Genomic DNA, 15392 nt, shown 5'->3' on the forward strand with positions numbered 1-15392 from the left:
AGTCGAAAACTAACAATTTTTTGGTTAGACGAGGCACGAAAACCGGAGTTTAGCCTTAGCTAAATGAGGATTTTCGGGACGAAGTATAAGCAAAAAAGTGTAGTTTGCAGACCGATTACTAAAGTCCCAACACGCTCTTAAAACTTAATGTACTCTACTGGGTCTACCGGTTTGCCCCTGTGCCACAGCTCGAAGTGGAGGTGCGGCCCGTCAGACAGGGTGCCGGTATTGCCGATGATAGCGACTGCTTCACCGGCTTTCACGAAGCTGCCTGCTTCCTTGAGGAGCACAGAGTTGTGCTTATAGAAGGTAATGGTGTTGTTGGAATGCTGAATGCCAATCGTATTGCCGGTTTCCAGTGTCCAGTCTGAGAAAAAGATGAACCCGTCCATGGCTGATTTGATGGCGGTATTCTTAGGGGCAAGTACGTCTACGCCATAGTGCTTTTTGTCCGGCATGAAAGCAGCGCTGATCTCTCCAGTAACAGGAGGGGAGAAAAAGAGCTGTTCCAATGGCACATCGCCCGGGGGGAAGTTAATCGGGCGGCCGCGGCGGGCAGCATTTCCCACTTCCTGTAATTCCAGCTCCTCTCTGAGTTGTTCTTCAGCCTCGGACGGTTCCACTTCCTGCAGTGAATCCATTTGCAGTTCAGGGCCTGATTTCTTTTCGGCTTCCTTAGCCGTCTCCACATCACCAATCAGCACCTTTTGGATGTTTTCGGAGTAAGCCCGCTGAGCGGCCAGTTGTTTCTCCAGCGATTTGACTTCGTCGTACACTTTTTCTACCTGACGGCGGGCTTTGTCGCCATCACCGTAGCCCGGTACATACTGCCGGAGCGGAGTGAACGCAATTGCGGTCACGACCAGGAACGCCACCAGTACAAGAACGGTGCTTGCTGCCACGTACACATTGAGCAGCGTGAGCCGGTACGAGCCTACTTCCTCGAAGGTCTCGTTGTTCATGATAATGAAGCGGTAAGTATGCTGTATATTTTGCTTGGTCCGCTTCCACCAGGCTTTGAATTTATCTTCGTTCGGAGCCATAATAAAATCGTTGTTTATTGTACCGGACCAGGAGCTACTGAAAACTATAAACGCTGTTGAGGGACCAAAAATTGATTGAGACAGTCCTTAAAAGGGTTTGTAGTCTGTTAATAATAAAATAATTTTGGCATTTGGCGTTTATTATACAGTTCCGGGTTGGCAAAGTTAGGCAGTGTATCTAGCGCCCGGAAGTAATTTGGCCTTTTTCTTTTACAATTTGGCGCTCCGTATGGAGCATTTGGAAAACAACCGGACTTTGAAACAGATCAACAAAATATTGTGGGTAACCCTGAGTATGGCAGTGCTCGCGGCTTGTACGACGACCAAGAGCCGTAGCGATATGTCGGCACTTAGTGAAGCCTACCACAACACCACCGCGCATTACAACGGATACTTCAATGCCGATGAGCTGATTATGCTCAGCAAAGCTCTGCTGGAGGACTCCTACGTGGACAACTACACCAAGCTGCTGCCGATGTACAAGCACCTTGCCGTGGAAGACGCGACAGCGGTTGCCCAGGATCTTGATATTGCCATGGAAAAAGTGACCGTGGTGGTTAACCTGCACCCTTATAGCAAATGGGTGGATGACTCCTACCTGGTTTTTGGCAAAGCCCAGTACTACAAGCGGGACTATGAGGCGGCCGAAGCTACTTTCCGTTACTTCTCCAACGAGTTCAGCCCCGAGGAAATGCGCAAAAAGGAGAAAAAGGCGGATGCGGCGAAGAAGGCGAGCAAAAAGAAAAAGAAAAAGAAAAAGCGCAAAAAGTCCAGCCGCAAAAAGGGCAAGATGAGCAAAAAGAAAGCGCGGGCACTGAAGAAATACAACAAGGCTGTGCGCAAAGCCCGTAAATCCGGCGGGCAGGCTCCGGAAAAACCGGCTATCCTGCAGCGTGGCAAGGAGGAAGAAACGGCGGACGCCAAAGAGGAAAAACGCAAGGAAAATGAAGCTGCCCTCGAAGAAGAAAATGCGGCCAACCAAAATCCTAAAAAGAACCCGCTGAAGCACCAACTGGCCTATCAGCAAGGCATGTTGTACTATGCCAAGACCCTCATCGAGCGCGATAAGTTCGATGGCGCAGAGCGGGTGATCCGGGAGCTGGAGCAGGACCCGGAAACCTTCGCGGAGACCCGGGCAGAGTTGTCGGCGATCAAAGCACACCTGCACATCTCTGAGCAAGCTTACGTGGATGCCCTGCCTGCACTCGAGGAAGCCATCGAGCTGGAAGGGGACAAAAACCTAAAGGCACGCTACGCCTTCATCATGGCACAGATTTATCAGAAGCTGGGCAACAGCCGGGGCGCTTATGCCGGGTTCGAGCAGGCACTTTCTTTCCGCCCCGGCTATGTGATGGCCTTCAACTGCGAGCTGAATATGGCGCAAAATGCCTGGGCAAGTGGTACCGGTAGTGCACGGGAAGCTCGTGCCAGCCTGGAAAAATTGCTCCGGGAGGATAAGAATGCCGAGTTCAAAGACCAGATTTACTTCGCCCTGGCCATGATTGCCTTTAAAGAAGGCGATCAGGCAGAAGGAGTCCGCAACTTGCAGCTTTCCCTGCAGCATGACACCGGCAATCAGGCGCAAAAAGCGGAAGCCTATGTAACGCTGGCCGACTTCTACTACGAAGGGGAGGAATACGTAAATGCCAAGAATTACTACGACAGTACCCTTATGGTGATGGCAGAGCAGGATGAACGCTTCAAACGTGTGAAAGGCATGGCGGGCAGCCTGACTGATATTGCCAAAAACCTGGAAATCATCGCCCTGCAGGACAGCCTGCTGACCATCAGCCAAATGACGCCGGCCGAGCAGGAAGCCCTGGCGCTGGAAATTAAGAAAAAACAGGACGATGCCCGCCGTAAGGCGCTTGTAGCCCAGGCCAACCAACAGGCCAATCAGCGTTTCGGCAACCTCAATAACCGGGTTAACCCATCAGCCAGCCTCGGGTCCGCAGAAAGTTCCTTCTTTGCCTACGATGACCGCAGGCAGAAGCGGGGCATCCGTGATTTTGAAAGAATTTGGGGCACCCGCCCGCTGGAGGACAACTGGCGGCGCTCAGCAGCAAGCTCCAACGATATTATCGAGGAAATTAGCTCCGATGACGGTAGCGATATCCTGACGGACGAGGAGATCGAAAAACTCCTGGGCGCAGTCCCTAAAACCGAAGGCGATATTGCAGCGGCTGAAATTCAGTTGCAGGAGGCCATGTCCAAACTGGGCGCCTTGTACCGCGAACGCCTCGAAAATTACGACCGCGCCATAGCCGTCCTGGAGGAGCTCAATGAACGCTTCCCGGGCAATACCTACGAGCTTGATTCCTGGTATCAGCTTTACCTGGCCTATACAGACATAGGCAACCCCTCAAAAGCGAAGGTCTATGCCGATAAAATCCTGGACAAGTACCCCAATACGGCTTATGCGCTCATCATTAAGAATCCGAACTACGCGGAGGAGCTGGTCAAGGAAGAACAGGAGCTTAACCGCTACTACGACGAGACTTACGCGGCCTTCGCCTCCGGCAACTACCGTCAGGCTTTCGACCGCAGTCAGCAGGCTAAAGATAAGTTTGGCGCTGCCAACCCTTTCCAGCCTAAATTTGCCTTGCTTTCTGCTATGAGCACCGGCAATATCGAGGGCAAAGAGGCTTACGTGGAGGCGTTGCGAAATGTGGTTGCGCGCTACCCGGATACAGAGGAACAGCTGCGGGCACGGGAAATCCTGCGCCTGCTCGGAGAAACGACCACTAGCCTGCCCGCTGGCGCAAAAGAAGAAATTGAGGCTTTCAAGGAAGAGGCAGACAAGCTCCACTATGCGATCATTGCCTTTAAGGACAAAAACATAAGCCTTACCGATGCCAAAGTGAAGGTATCTGATTACAACGAAAAGTACCATAAGCTCGACCGCATCCGTATCTCCAATATCTACCTGGGGACTACCGCTGATGACCGCGTCCCCATCTTGGTACTGCGCCGGTTTAAGGATAAGCAAGAGGCTATGAAGTACTATAATGGCGTACAGCGCAACAAGAAGGAGTTCGTTGAAGGGGGGGGGGATTTCGAGCTCTTCCCCGTCACGCAGAACAACTACCGTGAAATCCTCAAGCAGCGTAAAATTGAGGGCTACCGCTTGTTCTTTCAACAGTTTTACCTGAAATAGACTGATCAGGTATTTGCAGACCAGTCATCGTAGTAAAGGCGGGCAGGGTTGGAAAACCGTTAAAAACATTTAATTTCAAACAATAATTTTTAACTTAGCGCAACATACTATGATGAAATCGAATGCTGCTCAACGCCCACACCTATTACAGCCTGCGGTATGGCACCCTGCCACCGTCTGCCCTGGCCGAACGTGCTGCACAATTGGGCTACACTGCTATAGCCCTGACCGATATCAACAACACGAGCTGTACGTACGAGTTTGTCCGCTGCTGTGAGAACGTGGGCGTCAAGGCAGTGGCAGGGCTGGAGTTCCGGCAGGAAGGGCGCTGTCTGTACATCGGGCTGGCGCGCAACCGGGAAGGGCTGCGCGAGCTCAATCAATTGCTTAGCGAAGCCTCGCTTGAGGGGCAGGCATTGCCTGAGCTCGCACCACCCATGCAACACGCTTATATCATCTACCCGCGCCTGCTGAAGCCGATTCAGGAGTTCCGGGAAGAAGAGTTTCTGGGCATTCGGCCAGAGCACGTTGCACGCTTGTTTGGCCATGAGCTGCTGAACCACCAAAACAAATTAGTAGCCCTCAGTCCGGTCTTTTTTGCGGATAACGAAGGGTTTGAGCTCCACCGGCTGCTGCGGGCTATCGATAGGAATATCCTGCTCAGTAAATTATCCCACCAGCAGACTGCCAAAGCTTCCGAACGCCTGATGCCACCGGAACAACTCCGTGCGTTTTACAAGACACAGCCTTACCTTATCGATAATGCGGAACGCCTGTTGCAAGGCTGCACGGCAGATTTCCGGCCCGGGCTCCACCTCAACCGCCAAACCTTCACCGGTAGTAAAGACGGGGACTACAAGCTACTGGAAAAACTCGCCCTCAACGGCTGCGAGCGCCGCTACGCCCATCTTGGTGCACGTACCACGGCCTATCGGGATGCCCTGGAGCGAGTCGGGCGTGAGCTGGAAGTGATCAGGCAGCAGGATTTTTGCGCCTACTTTCTCATCACCTGGGATATCGTGCGCTATGCCGCCTCGGCCGGCTATCACCACGTAGGGCGGGGGAGTGGTGCCAACTCTATCGTAGCTTACTGCCTGCGCATTACCGATGTGGACCCCATGGAGCTGGGGCTGTACTTTGAGCGTTTTATCAATCCGCACCGCACTTCACCTCCTGATTTTGATATTGATTTTTCCTGGGACGAGCGGGATGATGTGACCGATTATATCTTCAAACGCTACGGGCGGGACTACACGGCTCTGTTGGCCACTTATTCTACCTTCAAAGGGCGCTCCATCATCCGGGAACTGGGCAAGGTATACGGTTTGCCGAAAGGCGAGATTGACAAAATAGTGGCCTCGCCCTTCGAGCCGGAGGTGCATCATGAGCTCGCCGGCAAAATTATGCACTACGGGCGTAAGCTGGAAGGCTTTCCCAACCACCTGTCGATCCACGCTGGGGGTATTGTGATTTCGGAAGCCCCTATTTATTACCATACGGCCCTGCAGCTCATGCCGAAAGGCTTTCCGGTCACTCATTTCGATATGAACCACGGCGAAGACCTGGGGTTTCATAAGTTTGATGTGCTCAGTCAGCGGGGACTGGGGCATATTAAGGATACCGTGGAGCTGATCCGGAGAAATCAGGGGCAAGCTGTAGATATTCACGATATACCGCACATCAAAGCAGACGAGCGGGTGAAGGCACAGTTGCGCTCCGGTGACTGTATGGGCTGCTTTTATATCGAATCGCCTGCCATGCGTGGTTTGCTGAAGAAGCTGGGGTGTGACAATTATGTGCACCTGGTTGCTGCCAGTTCAATCATCCGGCCTGGTGTTGCCAAGTCGGGTATGATGAAGGAGTACATCCGCCGTTTCCACCATCCCCATCGTGTTGAATACCTGCACCCGGTCTTCGAAGCACAGCTCGGAGAAACCTTCGGCGTGATGGTCTATCAGGAAGACGTGATGAAGATCGTCCATCACTTTGCCGGGCTTGGGCTGGATGAGAGCGACGTGCTGCGCCGCATCATGAGCGGTAAAAAGTCAAAAGGGGATACCTTCGAGCGTCTGCGCCGGAAGTATTTTGAGCATTGCCGGGCGCGCGGCCACCCGGAGGAGCTGGCCCGGGAAGTCTGGCGACAGGTGGAAAGTTTTTCCGGCTATTCATTTTGCAAAGCCCATTCCGCCAGCTTTGCGGTGGAAAGCTTTCAGAGCCTTTACCTCAAAGCTTACTACCCGTTGGAATTCATTGTGGCGGTCATCAACAACTTTGGTGGGTTTTACCGGGCGGAGTACTACTTTCATGAAGCGCGGCGGTGCGGCGGTCAGCTGCATGCGCCCTGTATCAATCACAGTCAGCACCTGACGACCCTGGAGGGGGAAGATATTTACATCGGCTTTGTGCACCTGCACCAAATGGAACAGCAGGCCGCACACCGTATTGTATATCAACGGGCTCAGGGCGGCCCTTACCGCAGCCTGTCTGACTTTCTGAACCGTGTAGACCTTGGCAAAGAGCAAGTTGACTTACTCATCCGCATCGGGGCTTTCCGCTTTACCGGGCAGACCAGGCAGGAGCTGATGTGGGAACGGGTGGCCCTGTTCCAACCACCCGGTCAGAGGCGCCACTCCATGAGTTTGTTCCCCGAAGAAGATGAGCACGTAGAGGGCATTGCCCGTCAGTTTTTGTCTTCCGGGGCAGCTGTTGCCCCCGGGCCACTTGCAGATGCCACCGCCGAACTGGAATTGCTCGGTTTTCCACTCTGCCTGCCTTTTGATTTACTGGATAAGCAGGCATTTACAGATACCATTTCCCAGTCGGCCCGGCTGGGGGAGCTGGAAGGTCGGGTAGTCCGAATTTTAGGCTACTACGTTTGTAAGAAGGAGGTGCGCACCACCAAAGGGAAGCTGATGGCTTTTGGCTGCTGGATAGGTCAGGATGGGCATTTTTTTGACACAGTTCATTTTCCGCCTGTTCTGAAGCGGTCGCCCTTTCGGGGAAAGGGGGTCTATAAAATGGAAGGCAAAGTCGTCAAGGAGTTTGGTTTCCCCAGCTTGGAAGTAACCCGGATGTCTTTTCTGGGCTGGGGAAATGCAGGAGTGCCGCACCGGTGAGCAACAAAAAGCAGGACGAAAATTGGCAAGAGCAAGCCCGAAGTGTAAAGTCCCAACACGCTCTAAAGCTTGCGCCAAAGGCTGTCTACAAAGTAGCCCCGGTCATCTGTAAAATGCTGCTCCACGAGGAAGCCGGAGTCAGCTGCCAGGGCCTCAATTTCGGACAGGCTGTACTTTTGGCTCAGCTCGACATTCACGGCTTCCCAGGCTTCAAAGTGGAAGGATTGATTGAGCGTTTTGATGAAGACATGCTGCGCCTTGGTGCTCACCAAAAAGCTGCGTGTCGCGCCGGTAACGGGGTCATAGCTTTCCCAGTGGCGGAAGTCCTGTATGTTGAAATTAGCGCCCAGCTCCCGGTTCATGCGCTCCAGCAGGTTGAGGTTAAACGCAGCGGTAATGCCTGCCGGGTCATTGTAGGCATTCAGAATAACCTCCGGGTCCTTCTTCAGATCAAAGCCAACGAGCAGTTTGTCGCCGGTATTGAGCTCGTCCTGCAGGTGGCGCAGGAAAGCCACCGCCCGCTCTTGCGGGTAGTTGCCAATATTGGCGCCCAGGAACAGGACGACCTTTGGCGTGGTGTCGGTCTCTTTGACTTCGTGCAGCACATTGAAGTAATCGCCGGGCAAAGGGTGCACTTTGAGAGCTGGCAGCTCTTCGCGCAAGCGGAGCTCCAGTTCCTGCAGGACACTAGCCGAAATATCGATCGGCTGGTATTCAAAATCAACCGACTGCTCCATAAAGTAGCGGAGCAGCAAGCGGGTCTTATACCCATCACCGGCACCCAGCTCCAGCAGGTGGAAGTGCTCCAGCCCGATTGCTTCCAGTATTTGTGCTTTTTGTTGCTCAAAGATGTTCAGCTCACAGTTCATGAGGTAGTACTCCGGCATATGCATAATGTCCTGAAAGAGCTGATCGCCGCGCTCATCGTAAAAATACATGGACGATAGCTGCTTGGGGGCCTGTGACAGCCCATGCAAGACACTGCGGGCGAAAGCCGAAGTGGTGTCCGTTGCCGGTTGTGTGGAAGCGGTAGAAGAAAGCATAGTGGATATTGGGTTCTTAGAGCTTGTTTGGAGCGGGTTCGTCATGAAAATCAAGGATTTATGGTTCTGACTTCCTCACTAAATTTGAGTTTAGCGGGCTAAATGAAAATTTAGTGAGGAAGTCAGAGCTTGCCCCGCATTTCTGCGGGGTTCATAAAGCGTTGATTTGCAATAGTAACGAGCTCCAAACATGCTATTAGCGTTTTGAATTACTTAGCCAGGCGCAGCCCGGTGAACTGCCAGCGTTCCTGAGGGTAGAAGAAGTTGCGGTAGCTCATTCGGATGTGCGAGCGTGGTGTGGCACAGGAGCCGCCCCTCAGGACCATTTGATTGACCATGAACTTACCGTTGTATTCTCCCAGCGCCCCTTTGAAGCGTGGATAGTTGGGGTAGGGGAGGTAGGCACTTGCGGTCCACTCCCAGGTATTGCCAAGCATTTGATAGTCTTGTTCGTGGGCCGGTGCTGTAGGTTGGAAGCGCTCCGATTCGACAAAATTGGCGTCGTCCGGAATACTTTGATTTAGCAAGCGGCAGGCGGCTTCCCACTCTTGCTCTGTAGGCAGGCGAAGGCCCTTCCAGTTGGCGAATGCATCGGCTTCGTAGTAGTTGATGTGGGTAACCGGGGCGTTAGGGTCTACTTTTTGCAGCCCATGCATGGTGTAGTGCCACCAGGTGCCTTCCTGCTCATACCAGTAGAGGGGGGCTTGCACTTCTTGCGCCTGCACCCAGCTCCAGCCGTCGTCCAGCCAGTGCCCGAAGTGCTCGTAGCCACCATCGGCAATGAATGCCATGTACTCTCCGTTGGTGATGAGCCGGTTGGCAATAGCAAAGTGGTGCAGATAGGTTTTGTGCGCGCCCTGCTCATTGTCCCAGCAGAAGCCCTCGCCCTGATGCCCGACGGTATATACGCCTTCGTCTACAGGCGTGAAGGTGAGGGGCGCGGGAGCAGAAGACTCCGGTAAGGTATGGGCTTCCCGGTAAGGCTGATGCATGGGGTTGTGCCCGAGAATGTACTTCATGTCGGTCACCAGTAGTTCCTGATGTTGCTGTTCGTGCTGCAGGCCCACCTCGAGCAGCAGCGACAGGGCTTCGGGCAAGCCGGCTTCATCGTGCTGTTTGAGAAAGCGGCTCATGTGCTCGTCTACGTACTGCCGGTATTCGATGACGGTAGTCAGTGGCGGGCGGGTTAGGTTGCCGCGCTTGTTGCGCAAAATCCTCGGGCCCTGGCTTTGGTAATAGCTATTGAAGCAATAGTTCAACGCCTCATTGAACCGTTGGTAGCCAGCCATCTGCTCAGCGAGGATGAAGTTCTCAAAAAACCAGGTGGTATGACCAAGGTGCCACTTGGGCGGGCTAACGAACGGTACCGGCTGGGCCACATAGTCTTCTGTTTGCAGGGGAGCACAGAGGTTGAGGCTTTGTTGACGGATGTATTGGTACCGGTCAGTTAAAGTGCCTGCCGAAGCAGGTGTGGTATGGAGAGTCATAGAGTTGCAATTAGTTATGCCTTGTAAATGCAAAAAACGGCTGTTTGTTTGAAAGGCCAGATCACAGATTGGTGCGAAATCAGGGATAAGAAGGCTTAGAGCGGAATTTTTGCCGTTGATACCTGCCAGGCGGCTAAGGGTATATTTGGAGGAGCACTTCTACTGATAACCAAAGTGTTGTGAATCCCGAAAGGATGTGGGATTCACGGAGGAATGCTGATTTGCCCCGTAGTGCTACAGGGCAGGCTCCGCCAAACGCGCATTTTTTTATTTAGCCATAACCACAACCCTTTGATTGTCAACTATTGTTTGCTCCAAACATGCTCAAGTCTATTGGAGATGAACATGCTCTAAGTCAAATCAGAAAAAGAAAAAGGCCCACCACTCCGAAGAGGTGCGAGCCTTCTTTCCGTCTCGGGGAAAAAATATTGCTGTAATTTAAGCTTTTACAGCGGTTTCTTCAAGTATTTCAAGCGATGCTTCGATACCGCTCTTCAGAAACTGATCGGTAAGCTCATACTGCGCTGTAGCCTCCTTGAGTTTTACAATGGCAGATGCTTTGAGAATCGCACCTTTCCAGTCGGTACTCGTCTCCCATGTTCCACCTTCCGGCAGACTGGGAAGGGTATCGTAGCTGATCTTTTCTTTTTTCGTCCAGTGGTTGACATAAAAATAAGGCTCGTCACATAAACCATCGGCTGGTGAAAAACCAATACCTACGGTTTTCTCCTGATTGCTGGTGTCGTCAAACTTCACTGTAATAGTGCTTGCGGTATCAAAGTGGTGTGGCCAGGTAGCTACAGGGCTGGCGTACTCGTACATTTTGGCGATTTCACCAATGATAAGCGATGCATTGTGCCGGTATTTTGCTAATTCTCTGTGGTCATCCGGGGAGGTCATCAAAAAAGGAGCCCCTTTGTTCAAGTCGTGTTCCGGCAATTGATAATGATCAATAGGCTGTACATCTTCGCCACTCACTCCCATAGCGCGGGCCTGAGTGCGCACAAAGCTTAATGCCGTACTTTTGGTCTGTCCTGATAAAGGGAAAACACCCATAGTACTCTCGTTTTCGTTGATCATCTGCAACTCAAACTTATTGTAAATCAGTGCCAGGCGTACACGCCGCTTCAGGTTGACTTCCTGAGAAGCCAGTGCCTTGATATCAGGAAGCCAGTTTAGGCTCGACTGGGAATCGTCGGATGCTTGCGGGATCAGGCTGTTGCCAAAAGCAGCTACGCACTGTGCAGCGTGGTGTAGCTGCTGCATCGCGTTTACGAGATTCTTCGGAGTCTCATTCGTTAGTTTTTTCCAATTGTTAATCAATGCCATATAATTTATTTTTTCTATTATTTTTAACAGAGAGAAACGGGCAGTAGTTTATTTTATGCACAAAATGAATGGAAATGATTCGTTTTTTATCATTAGGGTGTGCTTTTCTTGGCATTTTTAGATTAAAAAACACAAAAGCGAGGGTAGGGGGAACGTAGGCAGGAAAGGGTCCCGTTCCTGGAGCGGGACAGACCGATTACTAAAGTCTCAACACGCTCTAAAACTGAACGGTAGCCGCCTGCCCCGGTGCCCCTTCCCGATGGGCACGGTTGAGGCCTACTATAAGATAGGTATAGAACCGCCCCGGCTTTGTAGTGGTATCTGTAAATTTATACTGCCGCCTGCCAGCTCCGAATTCGGTGAAGTGTACGATTGCTTCCGGTTGGTCGGTACTTCCGGCCTGTTTGCCTTCAAAACGGTAGACCACGTAGTAGTGCGGTCGGTGCTTGCGGTCTCCTTTCCCAAACTTCCACTTGAGCAAGGTGCCCTGACGCCGTGCTTTGGCGCGCTTCATGCGGGGCGGGGCGGGAATTCTGAGCCCGTTGTAAGTGTGTGCCGGTAGCAGAGCGGGGGTGGAAAAAGCCGCCTGAAGGCTGTCCCGTACCCCGAGCCCGCCGTAGAGGGTAGAGGCAGCACGGAAGAAGATCCCCCCATCAATATCAGGGTTGCTCCTGCCCATTTGTAGCTGCCGGGGCAGCTCATCGGGGAGCAGCCACTGCTCCATTTTGTCCCGCCCCACTTTATAAGCAGCGTGCCCAATGTACAGTTTGGCTTTGCCCTTGTGCCTGCTCCACCAACGTTGCAATTCAGCATGGTCGGCGATTTCGAACCCAATATGCCAGTAGAGTTGAGGCACGAGATAATCGATCCAGCCTTCCTCTGCCCAGTGCAGCGCATCAGCGTAAAGCGCATCGTAAGCGCCGATGCTGGCTTGTGTGGCGGAGCCTTTGGGGTCTTCAGACTGATTGCGCCATACGCCAAAGGGGCTTACGCCAAATTCCGCATATGGCGCGTGCTGTTCCAGGGTGGAGTCCACCATTCCAATGAGCCGGTTGACGTTATCGCGCCGCCAGTCTGTTATGGTATCGAATTGGGTAGCACCGTATTGCGCAAAGGTGAGGCTGTCTGGAAAGGGCGCTCCCGCTACGGGGTAAGGGTAGAAGTAGTCGTCAAAGTGGATGCCATCAATATCGTACTGACTGGCCAGCTCTGCAATGACCCCACTGAGGTGCTCCCGTACCGGCGGCAGCCCCGGGTTGAGGTAGTACCGGTTGCCGTAGGGTACGATCCAGTCCCTGTGCTGGTAAAACACATGGCCGGCAGAGAGTTTGGTGGTATCAAGGTCCATGCTGACGCGGTAAGGGTTGAGCCAGGCGTGGAAGTCCATACCCCGCTTGTGGGCTTCCTCAATCATGAATTCCAGTACATCATAAGCAGGTTTGGGCGGGAGCCCTTGCTTTCCGGTCAGGTAGGCAGACCAGGGTGCGTGTGTTGATGGGTAAAACGCATCAGCTGCGGGGCGTACCTGCGCGACGACTGCATTGAAGCCGGTTGCCTTAAGCTTATCCAGCAAATTGCGCCACCCTTCCTTTTGCGCCGTTGGCCAGGTCGTTGGCGACTTGGGATAGTCGAGGTTGAGCACCGTAGCCACCCAAACCCCACGAAACTCACGTTTGAGGGGTGCTGCTTCCTGTCCCTGCAGCGTTGTGGCCGACCAGAGGGCGGTCATCAGAATAAATAGGCTAGACCGTAGCAGTAGTACTGGTCTGGCATTCTTCGAGGAGCCAGTATTTATTGATAACATTTTCGCTTTCTTCAATTTTGCTGCGAAGGTCGTCAATTTCTTTCTCAAAATCCTTACGAGCGTAAGTAGAAGCACTGTGCTTAATCAGGACCAGTTTTTTGGCGAAGCGCAGGAAGTTGGTATAGCCTCGTTTTTGCTCTACTGTCATCTTGCGGTTACGGATTACGTAGATGCGGAAGGTCTCAATCAGCGATAATAAAGCCTCTGTATCATGCAGGGCATAATAGGTACGTAAAAGAAGGAAAGTGGTGCTCAGGTGGTATTTTACATCGGTAAACTGCACCAGGAGAAGGGCGGAGAGGGCTTCTTCGTACAAACCTTTATTGTAGTACAAGTTGCCAAGGTTATAATTATAGGCATTCTCCTGCCGGTGGGCAGGCAGCTTTTCCTGGTACTCCTGCAGGAAGTTTTCGGTCCAGCTAAACTCTTTGAGCCGGGCGCCCAGTGTGGCGATATTTTTGTAATCCCATTCGGAAATCAGCCCCTTGTCCAGCAGCAGCTCCTGCTTAAGGCCTTGTTTGTATAGCTGGAAAAGCTCTACCTGATAGTCGCTATGGCCGGCGTTGATCATCCGGATACAATAGTTATAGGAGAAGCTGTAAAGATCGCGCCCCTCGGTTTCGGAAAAGGACTTCATATTTTTTGCAAGCATAATCTTCATCTGTTGATAGTGCCTGGGGTCTTGCTCTTCCAGCATGCTCATCAGCGCCGTGTAGTACATCACGATAGAATACTCTGCCTCAAAGTCTGCCCAGTTAGCCTGCAAATACCTGAGCAGTTCATCCAGCATCCGGAAGTTGTAGGAGGTATTGAGAATGAGGGAATTGGCAGTGAGGTGGCAGCAGTTGCGTAGCTTCTCCAACATGTAATACTTGTCGAGCTCGTCGAGCATGTGCTGAAACGTATTCGTCTCCGCCCGGTCGAAGTAGGTGCCGCTGTAGTACCCCAGCGCATGGTTCAACCGGTAGCTGGTCTGGAAATACTGTGAATTGTGTACGGGGTCTTTTTTGAGCTTTTTCATCAATTGCTTGCCCCGGTTGGTCATGATATCAAACTGATGGTTATCAAAAGCTTCTTCCAATGTAAAAATGGGCTCCAGATAGCTTTGCTTCTCCACGTATTCTGCTGCCATAAACCGGTAGTAGAGCTTGTTCAGGTAGGACATGACATTATAAAGCTGCTGCTCGTTGAAGTCCTCTCCCGGGTACAGTGCTTTGTGCGCGCGCTCCTTTGACAGTCCGCCGGGGCGCCCGTCCAGCTTTTTGAGGATAAAGTCCAGCAGCCCAATGGTCCGGTCATGTTGATTGAAATAGGGAGAGTGTACGAATTGCCGGAAACGCTCCCGCTTTTTGGGTGACAGGGCTCTGATGTGCTCTACAAGACGGCTGTGATACATGGTTTTTAGGTTGATAAATACAGAAATCAATTATAGAAATAGTGTTAATATTCTGTTTTTCAGGTGTTTAGATTAGTTTTGGTTGTGTTTAGTGATCAGAAATATACGAAAATGTACTTATTTTATGGGCAAAATGATATCATATTTGTGGTGTACTCACAATGAAACACTATTTTAAATTAAACGCCAGTTCGACTCAAACAAGAATGGCAAAAACAATGGGTGAAAGAGGAGCAAAAAAAATGTTTCCTTTACGCCCCGGCATCATCAACTCCCCCCTTCTGCCTCTTCAATCGTTATGTTCAGTACGCTTCTACCCACAAGCTCTTTGGCTACGCTTTTTGCTAGCTTCACTGACAAGCATTAACCTATGAAGAATGACGCGAGAAATGCGCGCGCTTTTCAAGCCATTCTTATTCACAGGTCTTCAATGCCAACTCTTGGTAAGTTGAAAACCGCCCTGCCCTGTGCTAAACAAGGCAGGATCAAAAGCCGGTTTTCACGCTACCCGGGCAGTTTTGTACCTGTGTGCACAAGAATTAAAAGCCAGTAAACCATTAATTCATTAAGTCGAACGTATCCTTAAGGCCTCCAAGTTTGGGGGTCTTTTTTTGTTGGTGCGCCCCTGCAAACAGGAAAATAACAAGAAAAAAGCAGGGCTTTAAGGTGGTTTTAGAAGGTTTTTTAAAAAATAGAAGCGATGTTTTTAACTTTAAACATCTGATTTTGAGTTGTTTGGATGTAAAGTAGAACTTTTAATCGATACAGCAATATTTAAAAATGTACTTAGTAACGGCCAAAAATTAGTTCACCTTTGTAATGTGATCGGGAAGCAACGGCTTTCAAAGCAAGATCCAAAACCTGATAACGACCTATAATCTCATGAACACGACCTGTTTTTGAGCTAGTAACAAATCATAATCTTTTTCAGGAGCCTTCTTGCTGATGACAAATCATAATTAAACGACGACACACAAAGGTATTCGGCTTACTACTAGCAAATTATAATCCACCTAC

8 protein-coding genes are annotated in these 15392 nt (G+C 51.4%); 2 read left to right on the forward strand and 6 right to left on the reverse strand.

Features of this window, described 5'->3' with window-relative positions; all coding sequences use genetic code 11:
- Positions 1 to 137: 137 nt before the first annotated feature.
- The gene (locus tag RIC19_RS15325) at positions 138 to 1043 is read right to left on the reverse strand and encodes a M23 family metallopeptidase (RefSeq protein ID WP_350179214.1); all 906 of its coding nucleotides are present in this window, start codon (positions 1041 to 1043) and stop codon (positions 138 to 140) included.
- Between the two features lie 256 nt (positions 1044 to 1299).
- On the opposite strand from RIC19_RS15325, the gene porW reads away from it, so the two are divergent.
- The gene (porW, locus tag RIC19_RS15330) at positions 1300 to 4200 is read left to right on the forward strand and encodes a type IX secretion system periplasmic lipoprotein PorW/SprE (protein ID WP_350179215.1); all 2901 of its coding nucleotides are present in this window, start codon (positions 1300 to 1302) and stop codon (positions 4198 to 4200) included.
- A 122-nt stretch (positions 4201 to 4322) separates the two neighbouring features.
- Positions 4323 to 7316 (forward strand): DNA polymerase III subunit alpha, encoded by a 2994-nt coding sequence (locus RIC19_RS15335; RefSeq protein ID WP_350179216.1) that lies wholly within the window; start codon positions 4323 to 4325, stop codon positions 7314 to 7316.
- A 62-nt stretch (positions 7317 to 7378) separates the two neighbouring features.
- Here the strand turns inward: RIC19_RS15335 and egtD are convergent, their stop codons facing one another.
- The 5 genes from egtD to RIC19_RS15360 all read right to left on the reverse strand — a co-directional run bounded on the left by egtD (position 7379) and on the right by RIC19_RS15360 (position 14375).
- Complete coding sequence (egtD, locus tag RIC19_RS15340) at positions 7379 to 8404, reverse strand: L-histidine N(alpha)-methyltransferase (protein WP_350179217.1); 1026 nt, start codon at positions 8402 to 8404, stop codon at positions 7379 to 7381.
- Between the two features lie 164 nt (positions 8405 to 8568).
- The gene (gene egtB / locus RIC19_RS15345) at positions 8569 to 9846 is read right to left on the reverse strand and encodes an ergothioneine biosynthesis protein EgtB (protein WP_350179218.1); all 1278 of its coding nucleotides are present in this window, start codon (positions 9844 to 9846) and stop codon (positions 8569 to 8571) included.
- A 438-nt stretch (positions 9847 to 10284) separates the two neighbouring features.
- The gene (locus RIC19_RS15350; RefSeq protein ID WP_350179219.1) at positions 10285 to 11175 is read right to left on the reverse strand and encodes a hypothetical protein; all 891 of its coding nucleotides are present in this window, start codon (positions 11173 to 11175) and stop codon (positions 10285 to 10287) included.
- A 217-nt stretch (positions 11176 to 11392) separates the two neighbouring features.
- On the reverse strand, positions 11393 to 12979 hold the full coding sequence (locus RIC19_RS15355) for a glycoside hydrolase family 10-like protein (RefSeq protein WP_350179220.1): 1587 nt from the start codon (positions 12977 to 12979) through the stop codon (positions 11393 to 11395).
- Positions 12918 to 14375: a hypothetical protein gene (locus RIC19_RS15360; protein WP_350179221.1), complete on the reverse strand. Its 1458-nt coding sequence runs from the start codon at positions 14373 to 14375 to the stop codon at positions 12918 to 12920. The genes RIC19_RS15355 and RIC19_RS15360 overlap by 62 nt, the downstream gene beginning before the upstream one ends.
- Between the last annotated feature and the right edge of the window lie 1017 nt (positions 14376 to 15392).

The sequence above is a fragment of the Phaeodactylibacter sp. genome (assembly GCF_040219495.1).
Classification (GTDB): domain Bacteria; phylum Bacteroidota; class Bacteroidia; order Chitinophagales; family Saprospiraceae; genus Phaeodactylibacter.

Excerpts from the sequence above, each read along its gene's own strand:
- RIC19_RS15355 (WP_350179220.1), bottom strand. The coding sequence starts at position 12,979 with ATGTTATCAATAAATACTGGCTCCTCGAAGAATGCCAGACCAGTACTA.
- egtB (WP_350179218.1), bottom strand. The coding sequence starts at position 9,846 with ATGACTCTCCATACCACACCTGCTTCGGCAGGCACTTTAACTGACCGG.
- RIC19_RS15335 (WP_350179216.1), top strand. The coding sequence starts at position 4,323 with ATGCTGCTCAACGCCCACACCTATTACAGCCTGCGGTATGGCACCCTG.
- RIC19_RS15360 (WP_350179221.1), bottom strand. The coding sequence starts at position 14,375 with ATGTATCACAGCCGTCTTGTAGAGCACATCAGAGCCCTGTCACCCAAA.
- RIC19_RS15325 (WP_350179214.1), bottom strand. The coding sequence starts at position 1,043 with ATGGCTCCGAACGAAGATAAATTCAAAGCCTGGTGGAAGCGGACCAAG.
- egtD (WP_350179217.1), bottom strand. The coding sequence starts at position 8,404 with ATGACGAACCCGCTCCAAACAAGCTCTAAGAACCCAATATCCACTATG.
- RIC19_RS15350 (WP_350179219.1), bottom strand. The coding sequence starts at position 11,175 with ATGGCATTGATTAACAATTGGAAAAAACTAACGAATGAGACTCCGAAG.